This is a genomic window from Methylosinus sp. Sm6, assembly GCF_019802345.1.
Classification (GTDB): Bacteria; Pseudomonadota; Alphaproteobacteria; order Rhizobiales; family Beijerinckiaceae; genus Methylosinus.
Window position 1 is genome coordinate 1 of sequence record NZ_JAINDZ010000052.1, and the last position, 23,489, is coordinate 23,489.

Consider the following 23,489-nt stretch of genomic DNA (forward strand, 5'->3'; position numbering starts at 1 on the left):
CTGATCCTGCCGGCCAAAGCCGGAAATCCCAGTGTCCGCCTCGATCCAGCTACACCACGCTCTGGGACACGATCATGCACGGGTTCAATCGATCTTCCGCGACGACGGAAACCCGGTCGATCACGCCGCGGTCCAAAAGATCGTTCACGATGGACGTGTAGTAGCTCCTCACTCTCCTGTCTTTTCGGAGTCCCCCCCTTGCGCCAGCGGCGCAGTGGTGCGCCCGGATGACGGTGCTGTCGATCATTTGAACGGTCTCGCCGACCCCTTCGGTGTCGTTCAGCACCTCGAGCAGCAGATCCCAGAGGCCTGACAGGGTCCATCGACGAAATTGCCGATAGACAGAGGACCATTTGCCGAAGAAATCCGGCAGGTCTCGCCATTGAACGCCGGTTCGGGCAATCCAGAAGATACCATCGAGGACGCGACGGTGATCACGAGGGCGGCGGCCGCTGTGCGCCCCGCGCGTCGTAACGAAGGGCTCGAAGAATGCCCATTCGTCGTCGCTCATCAGGCCTCGAATCAAGATCACCTCCCTCGGAAAGCGATCTTGAATCACCGATCTGAGCGATTGGGAATCCTATTCGTCAACAGGTCCTAGCGTTTCAGCAATCTCTCGAAATAATCCAGCTCCTCGGCCGGGCGCTCCGGCTGGCCGAGGCGGCGGCGCAGCTCCTCCTGCACGCGGCGGGCGCGCACGGCAGGGGGCAGGCCCAGCGGATCGAGCCGGTTGCGCGAATCCTGGGCGCGGCGGCGGCCGCTCGGCCGGCCGAGCGGGTCCGAATCTTCGCCCTGGCCGCTGCCGGCCCGGCGGGAGCGCGAGGGGCCGCTCTCTCCGTCCTCACCCTCGCCCTGCATCCTTGCGGCGAGCTGATCGGCGCCGCGCCGCAGCGCCTGCAGCGCGCGGCCCTGCGCGTCGACGGCGCGTCCCTGGCCCTCGCCCGGCGCGCCCAGCGCCTGTTCCGCTTCCTTCATCGCGCGCTCGGCGTCGGCGAAATCCTGCGGCGGCGGCTCGCCGGCGCGCCGCAGCCGCTCCTGCTCCTTCTCCAGCCGATCGCGCAGCGCGCGCTGGCGGCCGCGCGCCTCGGCGTCGGCCGAGGGCCGGCCTTTGGCGCCCTTCTGCTCGGCGCCGCGGCTGGTGTCGTCGCGCAATTGCTGCTGCTCGCGGGTCAAATTGTCGATCTCGTCGAGCGAGCGGCTCATCGCCTGCCCACGCGGATCGGGCCGGCCGGCCTGCGCCGGCTGCAGATTTTCGAGCACGTCCTGCAGCTCGTCGAGCAGGCGCTGCGCTTCGGCGAGATCGCCCGAGCGCTCCGCCTTTTCGATCTCGTTCAGCATGGATTGCAGCTCGTCCGCGCCGATGGAGCGCGTCTGCGCGTTTGGATCGTGGCCGCGCGGCGGCGCGCTCTCGGCGTCTCTGCCCTGCATGAGGCCATTCAGGAACGCCTGCATGGCGCTGCGCAAGCGTTCGGTGAGGCGGGCGATCTCCTCCTCGCTCGCGCCGCGCGCCAGCGCCTCGCGCAGTTCCTGCTGGGCGGCGCGCAGCTCGCGCTCGGCCTCGCCCGCGTCGCCTTCCTCGAGGTGAAGCGCCATCGCCCAGAGAAGATCGGCGACCTCGCGCAGATCGTCGTCGTCATGGGCGCGCTCGAGCCGGCTCTTGGCGGCGTCGAGGCCGAGATAGACGGAAGACGGCGTCTCGAACAGAGCGGCGCCGAGCTTCAGCGCGTCGAGCGCGACCAGCGCGCGCGCGGCATGGTCCGGGTCGAGCGCGATGTTGCGGCGCTGCTCGGCGAGGGCGCGTGCGAGCGGCTTGGTGAAGCGACGCTGCGGCAGCACCGTCTCGACGGGGGCGGAGACGCCCTGATTGCCGCCCTCGTCATGGGCGACGAGGCTGAGAAGAACGCGCGCGCCGGCCCAAGGATGATCGGAGACGTCGACCGTCGCCTTCGCCTCGCCGAGGCCGGCGGGGGAGGGCGGCAGCGCCAGCGGCAGACGCGGCGGCGGATAGAGCGAGCGCGGCTGGCGTCCGGCGGCGGCGGGAAGGGCGGCGGTGGCCTCGGCGGAGACGACGCCGTAATCATCATCGGTTTTGTAGGACAGAGTCATGGACCCGCGGACCGAGCCGCGCGGCGGATCGACGAGCGTGATGCTCGGCGGGCGGTCGGGAATGACGGCGATGTCATAGGCGCCGCCGCCGCGCAGCGACAGGCTGGCGTCGGCGGCGAGCTTGAACGACTCCTCGCGCTCGTTCGAGCCCGGCCGCGCCGCCGTCTGCGGCAGCGGCGCGAGGCCCGCGCCGGCCGAGGCGACGCCGCGCCCGCCGAAGCTGCGCACGACCAGCGTGGAGCCGATCGGCGCGGCGATGCGGGCGGACGCCTGCGCGTTGCCGCGCGGCAGCACAATGGGCGAGCGGCCCGTATAGGCGGGCGGATCGAGCCAGGCGTCGACCCTGGCGGCCTCCGCGCCGGCGCCGGCGGCGTCCCAATCGAAGGCGGCGAGCAGCCGCGCCGTCCGCTCCGGTCCGGCGGCGAAGGCGGCGGCGATGGCGGCGACGAGAGCCGCGGCGCGCAGCGCCAGCGGATCGAAACGCGGCAGGCTGGGGTCCGGCCGGGCGACCGGGAGCGCCGCGAGCTTGTGCTCGAGGCGCCGGCGATGCAGCTCCCACAGCGCGCGTGTGGCGGCGTCGGGGCGCTCGCCGGAGAGGCTGTCCTCGAGCGAGGTGGCGAGCCGATGCTCGGCGCCGGGGGCTGCGTCCAGCCGGGCGAGCGCCTGCGCGCGCCGCGGCGGGCCGAGCGCCGCGTCGCGTAGGATGATCCACAGCGCCGCCGCGGCGAAGGCGGCGACGCCGGCCATGCGCAGATCGGGGCCGAGCTCGAGCCAGACGCCGGCGAAGGAGAGCGCGAGGAAGAAGAGGGCGAGGGTGACGGCCGCCGCGCCGACGCGCGTGGCGCGCTCGACCGCGAGCGCCGCGAGCGAGCGCCGAACGAGCCGCTCCAACGCCGGCGAGGCGCTCTGCGGCTCCGGCGCGTGCGATCGGGCTCGTTTCGGCGCGAACTCCATGAGGCCTGCTCCTTGGCCCGTCCCGCCGGCGGCGGCGATCAGCGACATCTAGCGCGGCGCCTGCGGCAAGGGCAGGGCGGCGAGCGCTTCGGAGTCGCACTCTACGCCGGTTCGAGGCGCGGAGCGAGGTCGCTGGTTGGGCAAAGGGCGTCGGCCGTCGAAAGCGGCCGTCTCTCGCGGCCTCTCGTCGCCGAAGTCCCGGCATGGGAGGTCGCGGGGCTGTTGGGCCATCGCCGGCGGGCATGACGGAAACCTACGCCGAGTTCGCTCCCGACTATCTGAGCAAGGGCGCGAGGCAATCGACGCCCATTTCGCCGACCTCGCCCTGAGCCTATGACACGCCCGTTCCGGCTCGCGTGTCACCCCGACGCCGACGATTTTGTCGTCGAAGCAGAATTTTCCTGTGATTTCAGCTGGTTCAATGGTGGGCGCGACAGGGATTGAACCTGTGACCCCTACGATGTCAACGTAGTGCTCTCCCGCTGAGCTACGCGCCCTCGGCGCCGCACAGAGCGGCGCTGCGAGTGGCGCGGGTATAATCGCTGACGGCGCGTCGCGCAAGCGCCTGTTGCGCCTATTGCGGATTTGTCGAAGAAGGGCTGTGGAACAGCGGGCCGCGATCCTCGGCCTCGACTTTGTGCCGGGCTCGAATATCTACTGTTCCTCGCAGTCGTTGCGGCTTCTGGTTCCACGCCGTGGCGGCGCCGAACGATCGCCGTCGACCGCGCCGCGCTCGAGCGGAACGCGGCGCCGCGCATCGCCGACGCGGGACTCAATGGCATTCGAAGGTCAGCTCGACACGGTCCCACTCGCCGCGCGCCAGCGCCTCCGGCTCGATCCAGAACTGGTAGACGCCATTGTCGCCGAACGGCCAGAACATCATGCCGTCATAGGCGAGCTGCAACAAGAGATGATCGCCCTCATGCGCCTCGAGCGCATTATATTGCACGGCGGCGGGAACGCCGAACATCTGGTGGCAGGGCCCGAGCGGCAGCCGGCAGCGCTCATCGACGAAGCGCCCTATGCGCTCGGGCAGCCGGGAATAGGTCGCCTCGTCCGCGGCCGCGAATAATCTCAGCGTGGCCGCCTCCAGATATCCCAGCGACGCCGGAATGTGGAAGCGTGTGAAGGTCGCGAATCGCTCCCTGCTGTCCGCGAAGACGGCGACGAGACGAGCGCGCTCCTCGGCCGTCATCGGGCTCCAGGGATCGCGATGCGCGACGAAGGCGTCGCATTCGGCCACGAAGCCGGAGAACGCGCGCGCGAGCGCGATCTGCGCGGCGAGATCGGCTTCGGCCTCGGCGAGCTTCGCCGCGCCATCGCTCGGCGTCCCGCCCGGCCCGGCGCCGCCCGCCCGTCGTTCCTGAGAGTCACGGGCCGCGTCGCGCGCCGCGGTCGCGCGCGCTAAGACCTCGGGGACGCGCTTCGCGTCGATCTCGCGGAGGCGGCGCACGAGAGCGATGGCGGTTCGCCACCATTGCGGCCCCGGCGCGCGGCGGTCGCGAACGAAGGCCCGCACCTCTTCGGGCAAGGCGTCGTATTCCGCCCCGCCTTCGCGCGGCAGCGCGTCGAACATGTCGCGGCGCAACCTGTCGATGTCGGCTTCTCCCCGAATATGCATGAAGCTCGAAAATTCGCGCCATCGCGACCAGAGCTCCTCCAGCCGCGCCCACTCCTCCGCGCTCATGATCCGCCATGGATCCCGACCCTCGACCCATGCCGAGACGTCCGCCGTCGATGCGTCGAGCAGCGGCAATGCACGCTCCATCTCGGCGACGTTTCCGCGATGAAGGTCGACGCGCTCCTGCGCCTTCTTGACCGCGGCGGCGGCGCGAGCGCCGAGAGCCGGCGCCGCGGCGAGCTTGCCCTGCGCATCGGCCAGCATCCGCCGCTCGAGGGCGATCATCGCCGGCGCCTCCGCGCGCCGCGCGACGAGATGCTGCGAATAATGGATCGCGTTGCGCCACCAATTCGGTATCGGCTTCCTCTCCACGAATGTCTCGGGCCGAAGGTCGTCGCGGGCGCCGAAACATCGCTCGATCGCCTCGGCCTGCGCCTGCTCGCGCGCATCGTGATCGCCGGCCGCCGGCGCTTCGAAAGCCGTGAGATCCACGGGCCAGCGGGGGAAGGACCACGGCCCCGCGCCATCGCCCAGCAGGAGCGCGTCGCCGCCGATCGTCTCGACACTGGGCAAGGGACCGGGCGCCGGCGTCTCGCCAGCGCTGGCGCCGGGCGGAACATAGACCACTTTGCCGATCGCCTCCTCGCCGCCGGCGCCGATGAAGAAGGCGAGCGCGCCGGCTCGCGGAAGATCCGCCGCCGGCTTCGACTGCGCGACCGCCGCCGCGACCTCGCCGAGATCGATCTCGGCCATGAAATGCAGCGGCGTTCCGGACTCGTCGCAGGGCCAGGGCGCGTTCCCGAGACAGGGCGCGCCGCCGAGACGGCTGCGGGCCGGCGGGCGCTCGCCGGCGAGCCGCCGCGGACGTCGGGAGAGAATGATCGATGGAGGGATCGGCGGCATGGGGAAAGCGCTCCTGGAAAATCGTGTTCGACGCTTATCTGCGATGAGGCGACGAAATAATGACGACGCGATCAGTAGCATTCGAGATCCATCCGCACGCCCGAAAAATCCCCCGCGGCGAGATCTTTCGGATGGATCCAGAAGTAATAGGCTCCAACGTCGCCCCACCACCAGTTCATGGCGTCGTCGCTGGCGATCTGGAACAGCAGCAGCTCCTCGGCCGGGCCGATGACGGCGTCCGATTGGAGGCCATCGTGATATCCGCCCATTCGATGCGGGCGATTGTCGAGGAGCCGGCGCCAATGGGGCTCATATTGCGCGACCACCTCTTTCGGGATCAGCGCGCGCCGTCGCGCGTCGACATAGAGATCGGCCGTCAGCTGATGCATTCTCCTCGGCGGCGGCGCCTCGCCCGTGCGCTCATGCTCGAAGAAGGCGATGCGCGGCCTCCCCTCGATCTCCCTCTCGTGCTCGTTTCGCCACCGCGTGAAGCGGCGATCGGCGAGTGTCGCGGCCAGCGCGCGCCACTCCTCCTCAGACAAGGGCGAATCCGGATCGCGTCGGCCGATCGCCTCGATCATCGCCTCGAGCGGCGCGAGCAGCTCTTCCTGCCACGCCCGCTCGAGCGCTGGAGAGGCTTCGAGATAATCGATGATCGCGTCGGCGGTCCGCATCTCGATCAGCCACCGCTCCTGACGCTCGAATTGGCCGATTCGCGCCCGGCGCCATTCGTCTTGCTCGGGGGTCGCCGCCCCGCTCGACAGCGACAGTCTCTCCCGCTCCTCGCGCAATCTTCGCGCTTCGGCCCGGCAATGATCGACGAGGGCGGGAATCGTCTCGTCTCGACTCAGCTCGTCGCGAAACGCCGGCGACAGCCGCGCATCGGGGATCGTTTGCTTCAACCCCCGCTGCAAGTCGAACAGAGCGTATCTGGCGTGACGATAGGTGAAGGGCGCCACAGCGGCCGGGCGCGCGTTCTCCTCGGCGATTTCGGCGCCGTCATAGAGGATCGACGCATAATTCTCGGGCGCGACCAGAACGCGCCCATGCTCCTGCCGCGCCTCGTTCGGCGCGACGACGAGATCGACCGGCCATCGCCGCCAGCGATCGGGAGCCGGGTCTCCCGGCGGGAGATCGTCATAGCTCGGTCCGCTGTAAACGCCGTCGTGAACCGGGCCGAGATCGGGCGGCGGCGCCCGCTCCGACCCCGGCTCCGCGACGTGCATCACGCGGAAGGCGTCGCTCCCCTCGGGGCAGCCTTGATTGGGATCGATGAACAGCAGCAGCCAGCCGGCGCGCGGCCCCAGCCTTCCCCAGAGCTCGCGAGGAAGATCGGCGCAACAGATCTGCGCGAGGAAGTGCAGCGGTCGCTCGCCGCGTTCCGGATGCACGGAGGAGACCGAGCGCGGCCATGGCGTCGCATCCGGCAGGCAGGGCAGCCCGCCGAGCCAGGAGCGCGCGGGCGCGTCGAGACGCGGCGGCATCTGCCGCCGGAGAATGACGGAGACCGCTTCGGACACGGCCGACGTCGGCGTTTCCGCGCTGGCCCTGCCGGCCTCTGCGGCCGGGCGGGATGGCGCGCGAGGATCTCCCGGCGCTTCTTCGATGCGCGTCGGCGCTGTCCTCGAGAGACGGCGCTGCGCGTCGGCGAGCGCGAGTCGAGGCGATGATTCGTCTCGCCGGCCGGCGCCCGATCGCTTCGACCTGATCCATCGGGGCAAGGACACGAACAGCGAATACAAGAGCAAGCCGTAGAGAATGAGCGGCAAATAGCCCGTCAGGCCCCAAATCTTTTCCATGGCTCGCCTATTTCTTCGCACGAACACAGTCGGAATGAACTATCGCAGAGTCTCGTCTGCGCCCGGTTCAGGCAATCGCAAGCTTTGTCGGCTATCCGATCTCGAAACCGAGGCCGCTTCGCCAACCATCGCCCGCGAAGCTTTTCCGAGGCCGCGCTTCGGATCGTCCGCCGCCCAGCGCGGAAAGGGCGCTCGAAATGTAAAACTAGAAAGGCCTCCCTGGTGGGCCGGGCAGGAGGCGAAGCGCGGGCGCATAAGCTCTGATAAATCAATATACTAGATGCTGTCAGCGTGGCGAATGTTATGAAGTTTGTGCGGCGCCTGCAAGGTTGTTTTTCTCGCGATCTCGATAAATCGGTCGTCTTCAGTAGGCTGCAATAAAGCATAGGGTGAGGATGTCGAGCACCCTCACCGTGACGCTTCGATACGACGCCGTCCTCGCCGCCATCGGATGAAGCCCGTCAGGAGCAGAAGGATGGGGACGAAGCCCATGACCGTCATGAGGACACGGCCGACGGCGTCGAACGCCTCGCCGGTGTGGAGTGGGAATCGCCATTCCAAAAGTCTTTCGCCTAGGGTGAATCGGCGCGGGTCTTGAACGGCCAGAATTGCGCCGCTGTATTGGTCGACCGCAACGACGCGCTTGGTCTCCGTTTGGTAGACTTCGCCGTCGACGTGCTTGCCCACGCGATAGACGCCCGCGGGCCCGGCAGGCAATCCGATGCTCATCAACCGGCCATCCGGGAACAGGCGGTCGATGGCCGCAGCCGCGGCGCTCGGACCGATCGGCGAGCGACCGTTCGCAGGCTCCGATTTCAAATCCCCGGGCAACATATTCGTCGACACGGACGAGAAGGAGTCGATCAGCGCGCTGGTCTGCCGGCCGAAGATCAGACATACGCCGGAGAGAACGACCACGAACGCCAAAGGCGCGCCATAGGCTCCGGAGAGCCGATGCAGGTCGAACAGAAGGCGATCCGGCCCGGCGCCGCGCTTGAACAGCAGGGCCCGTCGCCATGATCCGGAGAACGGCCGCCAGAGATGGAGGCCCAAAGCGAGCGAAACCAAAAGTGAAAGACCGGCGAGGCCGGCGACGGTTTCGCCGACGTCGCCGGCGAGCAGGGTGTAATGCAGATGCATGAGGAGCATCACGAAGGGCTCGGCCAGCGGATCGTTCGGATCGGCGATGATGCGCCGTCCCCTCACGACTCCCGTATAGGGGTCGACGACAATCTGACCGATAACGGCGTGGCGATGCGCGTTCGGACGCGAATAGATCAGATCGAAATAGCCGTCGTCGCTCTTCGGCAGGTGAATGAACGCCGGGTTCGAGTCGGGCGGCGCCCGTTCTTTCGCGGCGGCGAACAGTTCATCGATCGGACGAAAGGCCCGACCCTCGAACGCTGGGCGAGATGGCCCTTTCAAATCCCTGTTCAGCCATGTGTCGAGCTCTGCCCGATAGAGCAGGACGACGCCCGTGAGGCCGGCGAGCGCAAAATAGGCGCCGGCGACGAGGCCGATCCAACGATGGATCCTCGATAGGGCGATGCGCATGGTTCGGGAACCCTTCGATCAGAGGCGCCGCGCGCTCTCGCGCGGCGCGCCTCTTCGCTCTGTCAAAATTCGACCCGGATCGCCCCCATGATGTTGCGCGGCTGCGCGGGCATGATCGTCGTCGCGCCGCCCGAGGCCGCGTAATATCTCACATCGGTTATATTGTCTGCGTTGATCTGGAAGCTGATCTTCTTTCCCTCATAGTCGAAGGCGTAGCGCGCCATCAGATTGGCGATCGTGTATCCGGGGAGCATCAGCGTGTTCGCCGTGTTCGCCCAGACGGCGCCCGACGAGACGATGCCGGCGCCGAAGCTCAGGCCGGGGATGAGAGCCCAGCTCGGCTCATACACGGCCCACACGCCGCCCGCGAATTTCGGCACGCCATAGAGCCGGTGGCCGACATTGCCGCTATTGTCCTTCAGAACGTTCGAGTCGATGTAGGCGATATTGGCGATGAGCTTCAGCTCGTCGAGCAATTGCCCGCTGACATCGGCCTCCCAGCCGCGATTGCGCACGGCTCCCGTGAGCACGCGATAGCCGAGCGCGGCGCGCGCCGCATCCGGATCGGGCGTCGCGACATTGGTCTTGGTGATGTCGAACCAGGAGACCGTCGTCGTCAGACGGCCGTCGAAAAGCTCCGTCTTGACGCCGGCCTCCCATTGCGATCCTTCCGACGCCTTGAGCGCCGGCTGGTTCGGGCCGGAAGACGCGGGGCCGCCGGTCGCGGTCGGCGGACTGAAATTCTCGACATAGTTTCCGTAGAGGCTGAGCTCGGGAATTGGACGCCACAGCAGTCCGATGCGCGGCTTGATCGCCTCTTGCCGCACTTCGAGTTCCGTGAGCGCCGGGGTCGGCAGGAAAGTGTCGGTGTGGTCCTTCGCATGAGCGTTGTCGTAGCGGAACCCGGCGAGAAGATGCAAGCCGAACGGCAGTTCGGCCTGATCCTGGAGATAGAAGCCATAGTAGTCTTGTTCGGCGCGGAGATTGGACAATGAGTTCGGAGCGGCGAGCAGATAGCTCAAGTTCCCCGAATGGACGGGATTGAAGAGATCGATGGTCGGAACTCCGCTCGTCCGCGAACGGCGCTGCGTGGTTCTGAGATCGGCGTAATAGTCGCCGCCGACGAGCAGCTCGTGGCCGATCCCGAACGTATCGAATTTTCCAGTCAGCTCGAGGGAGGTGAAATAATATTGCTCCTGATTTTCCACGCCGTTGACGACGCGCGAAACCGGACACGACGCCCATGCGCATTTACCCGGGGTGATTCCGCTGACGACGGTCTGGCTCGGCGCCGCAACGTCGCGGAAATCCGCGTCGAAGCGCTGAGTGAGCTTCCAGCTCGCGTCGAAAGAATGCGACCAGTCGAAGCCGACACGCACGTCATAATGCGTGTCCAACTGGCTGCCTGGCTCGCCATAGTTCCGCGAGATCGGCGCATTGTATGGCGCGCCCCATAGCGTCGGAAAGCCGAAATAGACCGGGTCCTTGCTGTGGAAATACTGTAAATAGAGATTGGCTCGAGTGTCGGCGGCCGGCTCGAAATGCAGGCGCGGCGCGAGAAATACATGCTCTATGTCGGCGAAGTCGCGAAATCCGCTCGAATTCTGATAGGCGGCGTCGAAGCGATAGAGCAGCCGCTTGTCGTCCGTGACCGGCCCCGTCATGTTCAATGTGGTGCGATAGAAGTCGAACGAGCCGAATTGCTGCTGGATCGCGTAGGACGGAACATCGGAGGGGCGCTTGGTCACGAGATTGATGAGCCCGCCGGGCTCCAAGCGTCCGAACAACACCGAGGCCGGCCCCTTCAGCACTTCGATCCGATCGAGATCGACCGTCTCACGCGAGCCCGGCGTCGAGCGATTGTCCACTCTCACGCCATCGAGATAATATTTATAGGTTTCGAAGCCGCGGACCGAAAAGCCCGCCTGCAGGCCGCCGACGGGAATCATGTAGACGCCGCTGACATTTTGCAGCGCCTTGTCGATGATGACGACCTGCTGATCCTGCAACACCTGCTGCGGCACGACCTGAACGCTGACCGGGGTCTGCATGATCGGCGTATCGGTCTTGGTGGCGGTCGACGTGTTCCAAGTCTTATAGGCGGTCTTGTCTTGCGGGCCGCCGGGCGAATGTTGCGACGCCGCGCCGGCAGACGGCGAAGCGCCGATGTCGATGGACGGCAGGGCCTCTTGCGCGAGAGCGGGAAGGCAGGACAGAGCGAGCAGCGGCGCGCCGGCGCCGCGCTTGAAAGCGGAACGATACATGAGGGGCCTCCTGGCGCGGCGGGCGCGCGAACGGGAATGAGATCGGCCTCGACGGCCGGCTTCGTTCACAGTCAGGAGACCACAGGGGATGCGCGGGCGGCGAAGCCTCTGGCCTCTCGGATAGAGCATAGAGGCGTTTGATCTCGCGGCGCCGGCCGCGCGCCCGCGTCCGCGCTCGGCCAGTCGGTCGCTTCGAACGGCGCGGCGAGGGCTAAGAGATCGTTCCCGCAATGCCCCGCCGACACGCACAGAATGCAGCAGTCGACGACGGAATGGGAATGCGATCGGGGAAGGTCGTGTCCCGAGCCATCAGCAGCGACGCAGAGCCCGTGAAGCGCGGCCGAGACGCCTGTATGCTGCGTCCCGGAGGGCTGGGGCCAGAGCGCGGCCAGCAGCAAGCCGAGTGAGAGGAGCAGGCCGAGGATCGATCTTTCGCGCCGCAAGCGTTCGCTCCCGAGGTCGGGGCGCCGAACATCGCCGGCGACCGAGGCCATTTCCCTACGTAGGGAAGGTTACGCGAGGGCAACGCGGCGGCCCGCCGCTCCGATAAGTCGAAGCTGTTGCAAAATTGCCACTTTTCCTGCTTCACTGCCGCTCGTTCCGCGCGCAGCGGCGCGTGGTCGGAGCCAACCATCGATGCGGATTCTCATTGTCGAGGACGAGCGCGAGCTCGCGTCCCTGCTGATCGAGCGGATGCGCGCGGACGGTTTCGTCATCGATCGGGTTGCGACCGCCGGCGCCGCCTTGGACGCGATACGCGTCTATGACTACCCGATCGTGCTGCTCGACCGTCGTCTGCCAGACGGAGACGGCGTATCGATCATCCCGGAAATTCGACGCTTGCGCTCGGCGATACGCATATTGGTCGTCTCGGCGCTCCGCGACATAGACGACCGAGTGGAAGGACTGGACGCCGGCGCCGACGATTATCTGACCAAGCCCTTCGGCGCCAGCGAGTTGCTGGCGCGTGTGAGAGCCAATCTCAGGCGTCCCGGAAGCGCTTCGTTGCCTCCCGTCGTGATCGGCGATTTGACCTTCGACTTGAACTCGCGAGAGGCGAGCGTCGCCGGCCGTCCGCTGCTTCTGTTCAAGCGCGAAGCGCTGCTGCTCGAAGCGCTCATGCGACGCGCGGGCCGCGTCGTGACGCATGCGACATTGATCGAGGAGCTCTACGGATTCGACGAGGCGGCGCAGTTGAATGCGCTGAAAACGCTCGCCTCCAGACTGCGGCGACGGCTCGAGTCCTGCGACGCCAAGGCAGATGTGCAGAGCGTTCGGGGCGTCGGCTATCTCATTCGGGCGGTATGACCATGCGCCGGCTTCGGTCGCTGTCGACCCGCCTCATCGTCTATTGGATCGCCGGCTCGCTCATTACGTTTTTCATCCTGCCGCCGATCCTCAACCTGCTGATGTCGGCTCTCGCATTGTTCGAGCCGGCGACCAATCTCGAATCCTGGACGACGCGACGCGCCCGAATGATCGTGGCCGATGCGCTGCGCCAGGACGCGGACGGCGCAAAATTCATCGCAATGACGGATGATCTGCGCAGCTATGCCGCCGCCAACCCGGCTTTTCGCTACGCCGCTCTGGAAATCGGCACGAACACGCCATTGCGCGGATCGTCTCACGAGCTCGCCCCTTTTTTCCAAAGGCTCGAGGGGTTCGATATGCATGCAGCCGCCTTTCATCTCGAAAGCGACCCGAACCTCGATGCGCGAGGTTTCGAGCGGACGATGCATACCCCGATCGGGCGCGCCAAAATCATCGTCTATGGGTCTCAATTTCATTGGGACGACGTGTTCTATCAGATCTACGCGTCCTTCTCGGCGTTCAACATGGTGAGCTACGGCTTGTCTGCCGGGGCTCTGTCTCTCATTGCGCTCGTCGTCGTTCGGAGAGGCCTCGCTCCACTGCGCGCAGTCGCAGCGAAAGTCTCGCAAATCGACGTGAATTCACTGCGCCAGCGCATTCCCGCGGACGATCTGCCGATGGAGCTCTCACCTTTCATCGATGCGGTCAACACGGCGCTTCGGCGCGTGGACGACGGGGTCGCGAGGCAGAAGCGGTTCACGGCCAATTCCGCTCATGAATTGCGAACGCCGATCACCGTGCTCACGACCCGCGTCGAGAAGCTCGCGGCGACGCCGCTGAAGCTCGATATTCAACGAGACGTGCGTCGCATCCACACGATCGTCGAGCAATTGCTGGTTCTCGCGCAGATTTCGGAGAAGCCGGAAACGGCTGCGGCGCCGAACCCGCTCGACCTCGTCGAGGCGCTGGTCGCGATCGTCGCCGATCTCGCGCCTGTCGCGCTCGACAACCACCGTTGTCTCGAGCTCGAGGCTCCGTCCGGGCCGATCTATATTCGCGCCTATCGCTGGGCGATCGAAAGCGTCGTCGATAATTTGATCGAAAACGCTATTCGTGCGGAGCCTGAAAACGGCGTCGTTCTCGTGCGAGCGACAGCGGGCGCGACGATCGAGGTGATCGACCACGGCCCGGGGATCGCGCCGGCCGAGCGCGGGATGATTTTCGAGCCATTTTGGCGTGGCGGCGACGACACGCCGGGAACCGGCCTCGGCCTGTCGATCGCGCGCGAGCTCGCGGAAAAAATGCAAGGGTCGATCGCGGTCGAGGAAACGCCGGGCGGCGGCGCGACGTTCTTGGTTCGATTTCCGCCGTGCGAGGCTGTCTCCGCCAGTGAGCCGCTGTAATGCACGACATGGCCGATGATCGGAAAAGCGACGTCTATGTCGAAGGCGAAGCGCTCGCCCTCGGCGCTCTCGAAACATTCGATCGTCGGAGTCGTCGCTCGCGGCAGCGGGATTTTCAGCAGGCGCCATTCGGCGAGCGACCAGCGCAGGCCGGCGGGCGAGGCGGCGAGGTCGAAATAGAGATCGAAAGGGCCGAAATGCTCGATCAGGCGCCCGTCCGGCGCCGCCTGCATGACGCTCGCATAGCGCCGTCCGGCGAAGTCGCGCCGCCAGAATTCCCGTTTTCCAGAGAGCGGTGAGAAGCGGACGTGGGTCTCGACGCTTTCGCCCGGCGCCGGAAGACCCGCGACAATGGCGAGCAAGGCGGCGCCGAGGCCTCGGCCCTGCGCGGAGATTTTCGCGCGGCCGCCGGTGAAAATCTCGCGCTCGAGCGTGTGGAAGCGGCGGACGGGCGCGGGCAGGAGTTCGAAGCGCTCGGCGAGCAGATCTTGGAAAAGAGTGATCATGTCTATCTCCATTTTCAAAATTGCGGCTTGGCGACCATCAGCCAGAAGATCGCGATCATGGCGATGAAGGCCGGCCAGCCCAGCGCGAACCACCAGAGGAAGTAGGTTCCATAGATCGGCGGCAGTGGCGCGTCTTTCTCGAGACATTGCTCGGCGATGCGCGCCATGCGGATTTGCAGCCATACGACCGGCAGCCAGCAGGCGCCGACGAAGAGATAGAGCGCGATGGCCGCGAGCAGCCAGGGCGCATCGAGCGGCCAGCCCTGATCCAACGCCAGCAGCACGCCAGTGACAGGCTGCACGATGACGGCGGGCGTCGTGAACAGCCAATCGGCGAGCACGACATTTCTGTTGCCGACGACGATGGCGCGCAGATCGCCGCGCAAATTGCTCGCGAGGCCGTGAAAGGCCGTGCCGAGCCCTGTGCCGAACAGAATCGTCGAGCTGACGATATGAGCCGTCTTCAGAGTGAGAGGATCGAGCATGGCTCAGGACTCCAATGCGATCATGACGAGGATCGCCGCGGCGATCGGCAGATTCTTGAGCAGCGGCGCGAAAGGATGCAGCCAATAATCGGACGGCAGGCGCGTCGCGATGATGGTGAAGGCGAGCATTGTCGAAAGCTGCGCGGCGCCGACGAGGGCAGGGCGCCATCGCAGCAGCAACAGCACGCCGAGCAGGAGATCGACCGCCGCGCCGCCATAGAGAGCAAAGTCGGCGAGCGCGCCGTGAACGCCGATCTCGGCGAGCAGCGCATAGCTTTTCTCCTGCGGATAGAGCCCGAAGGAGAGAAGGCCCGTCGCGACCCACAACAAGCCGAGGCTCCAGCGCAGCATGGGTGGCAGGAGAAACAGTCGCGCCGCCCGCCTGTCCGACTCGCACGCCGGCTCCAGCGCCAGAGCGTTGCGAATAGCGCGTGGCGGCCGGCCGAGCGCCGCCGTCATCGGCGTGCAATCGGCGACATTGCCACGCGAGAGAAGCTTTATCACCTCGCGATTGAGCGGGCCGGTCGAGACACGCCCGCCGATCGACGCCGCGAGCAGAAAGAGCCGATAGGGCACGCGAAAGAAGCGCGTCGGCTTCAGGCCGAGCCATTCGCGCAATAGCGCGAGCAGCGCATCCGTCGTCATCGGCTCCGGGCCGACGACATCGAGGCGTCGCGGCGAGGGGGCGCCTTCCGCGATGCGCGCCGCGACTTCGGCGAGATCGCCGACATGCACGGGCTGAAAGCGCCATGCGCCATCGCCGAAGCTCGGTAGCCAGGGCAGGACGGCGGCGGCGAGCAGCCAGCGTGTGCTGGCGCCGCCGCGGCCGACGACGAGCGACGGTCGCAATATGCGCCAGTCGAGCCGCGCGCCGGTGGGATCGAGCGCCGCGAGCGTCTCCTCCGCGATTGCCTTGCTGCGCTGATAGAGCGTCTCGCCGTCGCTCTCGACGCCGAGCGCCGAGATGTGAATGAGCCGCGGGACGCCGGCGGCGAGGCAGGCGCGAAAGAGATCGCAGGCGCCCTCCGCGTGGACGGCCGCCATGCTATTGGCGCCGTCGTCGCGAACGAGCCCGGCGCAATTGACGACGATCTCGAAGCTCGCGACCTTGTCGCGAAGCCGCGCTTCGCTGTCGTGCACGAGATCGACCTCGCGGCGCGAGGCCGCGACGACTTTGTGGCCGCGGTCGCGGAGCCGGCCGGCGATATGCCGTCCGATGAAGCCGCTGCCGCCGATGATGAGAATACGAGCCAAAATCGGTCTCCTCCGAAAGCGGGGCGAAGGGGCTTCGCCTTCGGGGACCTATCGGCAATGGCGGCGCCATGTCATAAGATACTGTTTGTATTGATAGGTGTATGGAGCGCTGTAAACGCGAGAAACATATTTTATTGAGTCGCCTATAAACTGAGGATACAGTCTGGCGATGACGCCGAGCCTGCTGTTCACTCTCTCCCTCTCGACGACCTTCGTCTCGAGCGTCGCGCTTTCGAGTTTTCTGATCGCTCGGGCGCGCGCGGCGCCGGGCGCGAAGCAGCTAGCCGCCTTTGTCGTGATCGTCGGGCTCTTCGCGCTCGGCCTCGTTTTGCCCGAGCGCTTCGGCATGGCTTCGATGGCGCTGGCGCCCTTGGGCTCGGCGATGGCGGTCGATTTCGCCATTCGGCTGACCGGGCAGGGCGCGGGCGCGCTTCCAATTGTCCATGCGCTCGGCGCCGGAGCGACGCTCTTGCTCCTGCTGTTCGGCCCCGGCGTCTTTTTCGAAACGTCCGACGGCTCGCGCGGATTTCGCTATGAGGGCGCCGGCCTCTTCGGGGTCGCTGTCGCGATCGGCCTCGCCGCCTATGGCAATGGCCTGATGGCTTTCGCTCTGCGCCGCGCGGAGGGCAAGCGCCGACGCGAGATCGCCATCGTTCTCGTCTCCTCGCTCGTCGGCCTGTCGACCGTCGTCTCCTTCGCGCCGCCTTTGTTCGGCATGGCTGTCGCGCCCTGGTCCATTCTCGCTCTGCCGATTTATCCGGCGCTGCTCGTCTACGGAATATTGCGCTACGAGCTGATGGCCGCCAATGTCTGGGCGCGGCGCGCGGCGGCCTATGCGCTCATTTTGCTGCTCGCCGCCGCCGTGGCCGGATTGCTCGCCGCAGCGCCTTTGAGCTTCGTCGCGCCGTCGATGGATTTCGCGTCCCTGTGGCTCGTCGTCGCCACGGCCATGGCGCTGGCCTTTGCTTTCGGCGAGCCCATTCGCCGCGCGGCGGATCGGCTCGTCTACGCCGGCCCGGAGATTTCCGCCGAGATGATCGCGCAGTGGCGTGGCGACCTCGCGGGCGCGGACACAACGGCCGAGGCGATCGAGATCGCGCGCACGCATTTGTGCGGCGCGATGCGTCCGTCTGTCGATGTGACTCTTTGCAGCGAAGGGCCGGAGCCGGCGCTTCGCTGCGCCGATGACGGGGGCAAATGGGTGGCGACGCTCGCAGGATTCGAGGATTCGCCGCCGGGCGCGCGCCGCCTCGCCATTGTCTACGCCGATGTTCTGATGCAAAGCCTCGACGACATCGATCGCCGAAGACGCCGCGCCGAGAGCGAGCGGCTCGCCGAGCTCGGAATGCTCGCCTCGACGATTGCGCATGATCTGCGCAATCCGCTCAACATCGTGAATATGGCCGCCGCCGCCGCGCCGGCCGAGACGCGCGCCGAGATCATAGAGCAGACGCGGCGCATGAATCGTCTCGTCGCCGAATTGCTCGACTACGCCAAGCCCTGGAAGCTCGAGCCGGCGGATATCGATTTCACCGCGGCATTCGGCGATGTGGAGACTCGCATCGCGGGCGATGCGCATTTGTGCGCCGATCCATTCCGCTTCGCTCAGGCGATGGACAATCTCATCGCCAATGCGCGCGCCGCCGGCGGCCGCGTCGCGATCTTCGTCGAGACAGCGCAGGATGAGACGCTCATTCATGTCTGCGACGATGGCCCCGGCGTGCCCGAGGAAATCAAGGACAGGCTGTTTCAGCCCTTCGTCTCGCGCTCCAGCGAAGGCACGGGGCTCGGCCTCGCCATTGTCGCCAAGATCATGGCGGCGCATGGCGGCTCCGTCTCGCTCGGCGCGCGCGAGGGCTTCTCCACCTGCGTCACTCTGAGGTTTCCGGCATGAGCGGCGAGACGATCCTCATCGTCGACGACGAGCCCGCCTTCGCGCGCGTCGCCGGCGCCTTTCTGACGCGCGAGGGCTATCATGTCGTGACGGCGAAGGATGCAGCTTCTGCGCGCGAAACCTTCGCGCAGGCGCGGCCCGATCTCGTGCTTCTCGATCTCGTCATGCCGCCGGAGCGCACGCCGGAGGCAGGCCTGTCGCTGCTGCCGGATTTTTCGAGCGCCGTCACCGTCGTGCTGACAGCGCATAGCGAGCATGAGCTGGCGCTGCGCGCCGTCGCGCTCGGCGCATGGGATTTTCTCGCCAAGCCCGTGGAGCCGGAGCTGTTGCGCTTTTGCGCCCGGCGCGCGCTCGCCAAAGCGGCGCTGGAGCGGGAGATCGCGCGGCTGCGCGCGGAGAAGGCGGGCGATGGTCTGATCGGCAATGGCCCCGCCATGGCGCATGTGAAGGACATGATCCGCCGCATCGGCCCGGCCGAGCTTCCCGTGATGATCCTCGGCCCCACCGGCTCCGGCAAGGAGCTGGTGGCTCATGCGGTGCACAGAGCGCGCGCGCGTCGCGGGCCATTCGTCTCGATCCATTGCGGCGCGATTCCCGCCGAGCTGATCGAGAGCGAATTGTTCGGCCATCTCAAAGGCGCCTTCACCGGCGCCCACGCCGATCGCCTCGGCCTCGTCGCGACGGCGCGCGGCGGCACGCTGTTTCTCGACGAGATCGGCGAGACGCCGCTTCCCTGCCAAGTGAAGCTGCTGCGCTTCCTGCAAGAGGGAACCTATACGCCCGTCGGCGGGCGCGAGGCGCGGCGCGCCGATGTGCGCATCGTCAGCGCGACGCATCGCGATCTGGAGGCGATGATCGCTTCCGGCGGCTTTCGCGAGGATCTCTATTACCGCCTGCGCGGCGTCGTCATTCGCACGCCGGCGCTGGACGAGCGGCGCGAAGATTTGAGCCTTCTCGCCGCGCATTTCCTCGGCCAAGCGGCGAAGAAGCGCAAATTGCGGTTCTCGCAGGAGGCGCTCGCCTGGCTCGTCGCGCAGTCTTGGCCCGGCAATGTCCGCGAGCTGAAAGCGACGATCGAATGCGCCGCCGCGCTCGCCGATCCGCAATCATCGACGATTTCCGCCGAGGATTTGAATTTCGCGCGCGGCGGCGGAGTTCCGCTTGCGGCGGAAGCTGTCGCGGAAACGCTTCCCGAGGCGCAGGAGAAATTGGAGCGCCGCATGATCGGCGCCGCGCTCGCCGCAGCCGAGCACAATCACAGCGCCGCCGCCCGCCGTCTCGGCGTCTCCCGCGTCGGCCTTTTGAAGATGATGGCGAGGCTGGGGTTGCGATAGTTTAGCGTCACTTCATAGCGACGCTATAGACGACATTCGCGGCGATCGCGTCGCAATGCTTCAGACGCGCGAGATTTTTCTCGCGAACGCGTTCGAAGGTCGGCGCGTCCAATTGCGCGAGCGTTCCGCGATAGCCGCTTCCCATCGCGATCAGCCACCAATCCTCCGGCGAGTCGATGGGATGGTTCCCGGCTTCGGCGACGATCTCGACATCGAAGATCCCGGCTTCGCCCAGCATGGCGCGCAGCCCCGCGGGCGTCGATATCCGCTCCCAGGGGTTGAAGCCTCTCGAGAGATCGGGGCGCTCTTTGCCTATGGCCTGCCAAAAGGCCGCATTGGCCGGCTCGAACAGCTCCGGTCCCCATGTCGTGACGGCGAGCCGGCCCTTCGGTTTCACCATGCGCCAGAGCTCCTTCGCGGCGGCCGCCATATCCGGCACGAAAAAAATCCCGAAGACGCAGATCACGGTGTCGAAGCTCGCGTCATTGTAGCCGAGCGTGAGCATGTCGCCGGCTTTGAACTCGATATTGCCGAGGCCTTTCGTACGGGCCTTCGCCTCCCCCAGAGCGACGAGGCGCTCGGCGAGATCGACGGCGATGACTTTTCCTTCCGGCCCGACCGCCTCGGCGGCCGGAAGGGCGGAGCCCCCGCTGCCGCAACAAACGTCGAGGACTGTCTCGCCGGGGCTGAGGCCGAGACGTTCGACCGTTCGCCGCCCGAAGCGATGCCAGAAGGAGCCGACCGGGTGATCGAAGCAATCCGCCGCAGCATTGTAGGCCGCTGCGGCCTTTGCCTTCGCCTGTTCGAGTTCGTCCATTTCCGTCCTATGCGCGCCGAGGAATCTTTCCTGTCATAGCACGGCTGAAATCCAAGTCGCCGATTGTCGGCAGGACGCCGTGGAAGCGCCCCCGAGTCGGGCGGGCGCCCATTTTGGCCATCGAAATCGCTTTTTCGGAAGCGGCCATTTCAAATTCAACCCGTCTGATTGACCTATAAAAGCCGTCCGTTGCCAGAGAGATGATGTTTTTCCTCATCCGCACGCTCGTGGCGTCAGGAGGGCAATTCCTCCGCATGCGGACGCGGCCGTCGTCGCCGCTACGGAGGATGTGCTCGAAGTCTATCGGCGTCCGCATGATCCGTCGCTGCCGGTGGTCTGTCTCGATGAGGCGACCAAGCAGCCGATGAAGGAGACTCGGCCGCCCATGCCGATGCAGCCCGGGCAACCAGCAGCGCGTCGACTATGAATATGATCGCGACGGAACCGCCAGCATCTTCAGTGATTTTCGCGCCGCTCGAAGGAAAGCGACCTCATGAGCGGGGAGCAGAAATACAATTACGACACGCTCGAGCCCGAGCTCTTGAAGGCAAACGATAGCTAAATGACATTTTTGGAATCAAATTCGAAAGTGATGACGCACTGCGTCTGACCGTGTCCGGTCCGAGTTGAATGATCTCTGACGAGATGAGGCCGCTGTGATCTCGCCGATGTCGCGCACGCGAGCGTGCTTCTGAAAATCCTCGATCGCGAGCTCTTTCTCACCGCTCCATGACGAGTGACTTTCTTATTGGCCTTTTCACGATCGCTCTTCCATTGCTCGAAACAGTCGGTCAGCGCCGGCTTTCTTGGATTTCGTGATGTCGACGCCGAGCGAGATGGCGCGTTGCTCGCGGAGCTGTTCCGCCGCCTTTCGCCACTTGCCTTTGATGGCGTCGGGGTGGGGCGCCGCCTCCATCCGGCCGCCCTCGCGATCGAAAAAGACCGTGAGATATTCGAGTTCCGCGCGCAGACACGCGGCCATGAATCGCTCGAAATAGGGGGAGGATTTCGACATGGGGACGCCCAAGCGTCGGACGATGCTCTGGACGTAGCCGATGCGTTCTTCCGCATAACGGCTGATCATCATCTCGCGAAGGGTCGCCCGCAGATCGAGATGGGCCTGCGCCACCGTGCTGTCGCGCCACGAAACGCCTCCCTGGTGGGCCGGGCAGGACTCGAACCTGCAACCAGACCGTTATGAGCGGCCGGCTCTAACCATTGAGCTACCGGCCCCGCCGCCGATCGGCGCTCCGGGGAGTCCTGCTCCTATAGCGAAAACCGTCTCCTCTGCAACCGCGCCGCCGCGAAATCTCGCCGCAGAGCCGATTTGCCAGCGGCGCCCGGCGCGGCTATGCGCTAGATTGACGCGCCATGCCGGGCGGTTCCGGCGCGCGGCGGTCCTGGAGCGGCGATGACCTATTGTTGCGGCATACTCGTTCGCGACGGCCTCGTGATGATCGCGGACACGCGCACCAACGCCGGGCTCGACAATATCTCCACCTTTCGCAAGCTGCATGTCTTCGAGCGGCCGGGCGAGCGCGTGATGATGCTCGCCACCGCCGGCAATCTCTCGGTCTCACAGGGCGCGGTCAATCTCTTGATCGAGGGGCTCGAAAATCCCGACACCCATGAGGTCGAGACGCTGATGACGGCGCCCGGCATGCTGCAGGCCGCGCAGTTCGTCGGCCGCGCCGTGCGCCGCTCGCACGCCATCGCCGGCGAGGGCGGCGAGGCGGCGGGCGTCAGCTTCGACGTGTCGCTTCTGTTCGGCGGCCAGATCGAGGGCGGACCGCTGCGCCTCTTCATGATCTACACCGCCGGCAATTTCATCGAATGCACGCAGGACACGCCCTATCTGCAGATCGGCGAGCACAAATATGGCAAGCCGATCCTCGACCGCGCCGTCGGCTATGACGCCGATGTGCTGGACGCGCTGAAGATCGGCCTCATCTCGATGGATTCGACGATTCGCTCCAATCTTTCGGTCGGCCTGCCCATCGATATCGCGCTGGTGCGTCGCGACGCGTTGCGCGCGGATATTTCGACGCGCATCGACGGGAGCGACGCCTATTTCCGCGATCTGCGGGACAGCTGGTCGCGCGCGCTGCGCGCGGCGCATATGGCGATCCCGACGCCCCCTTACGGCGGCCGCGGCGGATGACCGATCGGGCCGCGGTCGCGCCCGCCGATGCGGCGGCGATCGAGCGGGCGGGGCGCCTGCTGCGCGAGGGCGGTCTCGTCGCCTTTCCGACCGAGACCGTCTATGGGCTCGGCGCCGATGCGACCTCGCCGCAGGCCGTCGCGCGCATCTATCGCGCCAAGGGCCGGCCGAGTTTCAATCCGCTGATCGCCCATATCGCCGATCTCGACGCGGCGCTGGCGGAGGCTGCTCTGCCGAAGGCGGCGATCCGCCTGGCGGAAGCCTTCTGGCCCGGCCCGCTGACGCTGGTCGCGCCGCGCGCCGCCGCCGGCTCGGTGTGCGATCTCGCCTGCGCGGGCCTCGCCAGCGTCGCCTTGCGGGTTCCCGCTGCGCCCGTCGCCCGCGCGCTCATTCGCGCCGCCGACCGGCCGATCGCGGCGCCCTCGGCCAATCGCTCCGGCCATGTGAGCCCGGTGACGGCCGCCCATGTGATCGCGGATCTAAACGGGGCCGTCGACCTCGTGCTCGATGGCGGCCGCGCCGAGCGCGGGCTCGAATCGACAATAGTCTCCTTCGTCGGAGAGAGGCCGCGCCTGCTGCGTCCAGGCGCCGTCGCGCGCGAAGAGCTGGAGGCTGCGCTCGGCGCGCCGCTGGCCGCTGCCAGCGACGCCGCCGAGATCGTCGCGCCGGGCATGACCGCCTCGCATTATGCGCCGCGCGCCCGGCTGCGGCTGAATGCGGGCGAATTGGAGCGAGGGGAGGCGGGGCTCGACTTCGCGGGCATGCTCCGTAGCCGCGCGGATGCGGGGGCGACGATCCTCGATCTTTCGCCGCAGGGCGATCTCGTGGAGGCGGCCGCCAACCTGTTCGGCCATCTGCGCGAGCTCGACGCTCGCGGCGCCGAGCGCATCGCCGTGGCGCCCATTCCAGCGCACGGCCTCGGAGAGGCGATCAATGATCGGTTGCGCCGCGCCGCCGCGCCGAGGTGATGCGAGCCTTCAGGCTCTCTCTCTCTCTCTACTCCTAAGGGAGTCACACATTTCCAGGAGGCCGTCATGGCCGGGCTCGTCCCACGGCTGTCCGGCACAAAAATTGGTTGTACAAGCGCATGACATTGATTCTAATCCGGTCCTGAGTTTGGCGA

General features: G+C 66.5%; 16 protein-coding genes, 2 tRNA genes and 2 pseudogenes. 6 read left to right on the forward strand and 14 right to left on the reverse strand.

Annotated elements, in window-relative coordinates; translation table 11 throughout:
- Window positions 1-163: 163 nt before the first annotated feature.
- The 7 genes and pseudogenes from K3F48_RS21575 to K3F48_RS21605 all read right to left on the reverse strand — a co-directional run.
- Window positions 164-532 (reverse strand): annotated as a pseudogene (locus K3F48_RS21575) (IS5 family transposase); the annotation flags it as partial.
- 65 nt (window positions 533-597) lie between these two features.
- Entirely contained in the window at window positions 598-3,108 is a 2,511-nt protein-coding gene (locus tag K3F48_RS21580) for a TIGR02302 family protein (protein ID WP_255609577.1), read from the reverse strand.
- Window positions 3,109-3,482: 374 nt separating this feature from the next.
- Window positions 3,483-3,557 (reverse strand) — tRNA-Val (locus K3F48_RS21585).
- A 275-nt stretch (window positions 3,558-3,832) separates the two neighbouring features.
- On the reverse strand, window positions 3,833-5,584 hold the full coding sequence (locus K3F48_RS21590) for a DUF1963 domain-containing protein (protein ID WP_222577511.1): 1,752 nt from the start codon (window positions 5,582-5,584) through the stop codon (window positions 3,833-3,835).
- A gap of 71 nt (window positions 5,585-5,655) precedes the next feature.
- Window positions 5,656-7,104 carry a DUF1963 domain-containing protein gene (locus K3F48_RS21595; protein WP_222577512.1) on the reverse strand — a complete coding sequence of 483 codons (1,449 nt, stop codon included), beginning with the start codon at window positions 7,102-7,104 and terminating at the stop codon, window positions 5,656-5,658.
- A 687-nt stretch (window positions 7,105-7,791) separates the two neighbouring features.
- On the reverse strand, window positions 7,792-8,937 hold the full coding sequence (locus K3F48_RS21600) for a PepSY domain-containing protein (RefSeq protein WP_222577513.1): 1,146 nt from the start codon (window positions 8,935-8,937) through the stop codon (window positions 7,792-7,794).
- 62 nt (window positions 8,938-8,999) lie between these two features.
- Window positions 9,000-11,201, reverse strand: coding sequence for a TonB-dependent siderophore receptor (locus K3F48_RS21605; protein ID WP_222577514.1), 2,202 nt, complete (start codon window positions 11,199-11,201; stop codon window positions 9,000-9,002).
- A 636-nt stretch (window positions 11,202-11,837) separates the two neighbouring features.
- Here K3F48_RS21605 and K3F48_RS21610 point away from each other — a divergent pair.
- A complete protein-coding gene (locus K3F48_RS21610) occupies window positions 11,838-12,509 on the forward strand; it encodes a response regulator transcription factor (RefSeq protein ID WP_222577515.1) in 672 nt (223 codons plus the stop codon).
- A 2-nt stretch (window positions 12,510-12,511) separates the two neighbouring features.
- A complete protein-coding gene (locus tag K3F48_RS21615; RefSeq protein ID WP_222577516.1) occupies window positions 12,512-13,915 on the forward strand; it encodes a HAMP domain-containing sensor histidine kinase in 1,404 nt (467 codons plus the stop codon).
- 44 nt (window positions 13,916-13,959) lie between these two features.
- Here K3F48_RS21615 and K3F48_RS21620 read toward each other — a convergent pair.
- The 3 genes and pseudogenes from K3F48_RS21620 to K3F48_RS21630 form a co-directional block, all read right to left on the reverse strand.
- Window positions 13,960-14,433 (reverse strand): annotated as a pseudogene (locus tag K3F48_RS21620) (DUF4166 domain-containing protein); the annotation flags it as partial.
- 2 nt (window positions 14,434-14,435) lie between these two features.
- Entirely contained in the window at window positions 14,436-14,906 is a 471-nt protein-coding gene (locus K3F48_RS21625) for a DUF2269 domain-containing protein (protein ID WP_222577517.1), read from the reverse strand.
- 3 nt (window positions 14,907-14,909) lie between these two features.
- Window positions 14,910-16,160: an NAD(P)H-binding protein gene (locus tag K3F48_RS21630; RefSeq protein ID WP_222577518.1), complete on the reverse strand. Its 1,251-nt coding sequence runs from the start codon at window positions 16,158-16,160 to the stop codon at window positions 14,910-14,912.
- Between the two features lie 169 nt (window positions 16,161-16,329).
- Here K3F48_RS21630 and K3F48_RS21635 point away from each other — a divergent pair, with 169 nt between their 5' ends.
- Together K3F48_RS21635 and K3F48_RS21640 are read left to right on the forward strand one after the other, a co-directional pair.
- Complete coding sequence (locus tag K3F48_RS21635) at window positions 16,330-18,054, forward strand: HAMP domain-containing sensor histidine kinase (RefSeq protein WP_222577519.1); 1,725 nt, start codon at window positions 16,330-16,332, stop codon at window positions 18,052-18,054.
- Window positions 18,051-19,388, forward strand: coding sequence for a sigma-54 dependent transcriptional regulator (locus K3F48_RS21640; protein WP_222577520.1), 1,338 nt, complete (start codon window positions 18,051-18,053; stop codon window positions 19,386-19,388). The genes K3F48_RS21635 and K3F48_RS21640 overlap by 4 nt, the downstream gene beginning before the upstream one ends.
- A gap of 7 nt (window positions 19,389-19,395) precedes the next feature.
- Here K3F48_RS21640 and K3F48_RS21645 read toward each other — a convergent pair whose 3' ends face one another.
- From K3F48_RS21645 to K3F48_RS21660, 4 genes are all read right to left on the reverse strand, one after another.
- A complete protein-coding gene (locus tag K3F48_RS21645; protein ID WP_222577521.1) occupies window positions 19,396-20,205 on the reverse strand; it encodes a class I SAM-dependent methyltransferase in 810 nt (269 codons plus the stop codon).
- A gap of 7 nt (window positions 20,206-20,212) precedes the next feature.
- Window positions 20,213-20,422: a hypothetical protein gene (locus K3F48_RS21650; protein WP_222577522.1), complete on the reverse strand. Its 210-nt coding sequence runs from the start codon at window positions 20,420-20,422 to the stop codon at window positions 20,213-20,215.
- A gap of 540 nt (window positions 20,423-20,962) precedes the next feature.
- Window positions 20,963-21,334, reverse strand: coding sequence for a hypothetical protein (locus K3F48_RS21655; protein ID WP_222577523.1), 372 nt, complete (start codon window positions 21,332-21,334; stop codon window positions 20,963-20,965).
- Window positions 21,335-21,362: 28 nt separating this feature from the next.
- Window positions 21,363-21,438, reverse strand: a tRNA-Ile gene (locus tag K3F48_RS21660).
- 178 nt (window positions 21,439-21,616) lie between these two features.
- Between K3F48_RS21660 and K3F48_RS21665 the strand changes: the two genes are divergently transcribed.
- The gene (locus K3F48_RS21665; protein ID WP_222577524.1) at window positions 21,617-22,366 is read left to right on the forward strand and encodes a peptidase; all 750 of its coding nucleotides are present in this window, start codon (window positions 21,617-21,619) and stop codon (window positions 22,364-22,366) included.
- Complete coding sequence (locus K3F48_RS21670; RefSeq protein ID WP_222577525.1) at window positions 22,363-23,334, forward strand: L-threonylcarbamoyladenylate synthase; 972 nt, start codon at window positions 22,363-22,365, stop codon at window positions 23,332-23,334. Before K3F48_RS21665 ends, K3F48_RS21670 begins: the two co-directional genes overlap by 4 nt.
- The last annotated feature ends 155 nt before the right edge of the window (window positions 23,335-23,489 follow it).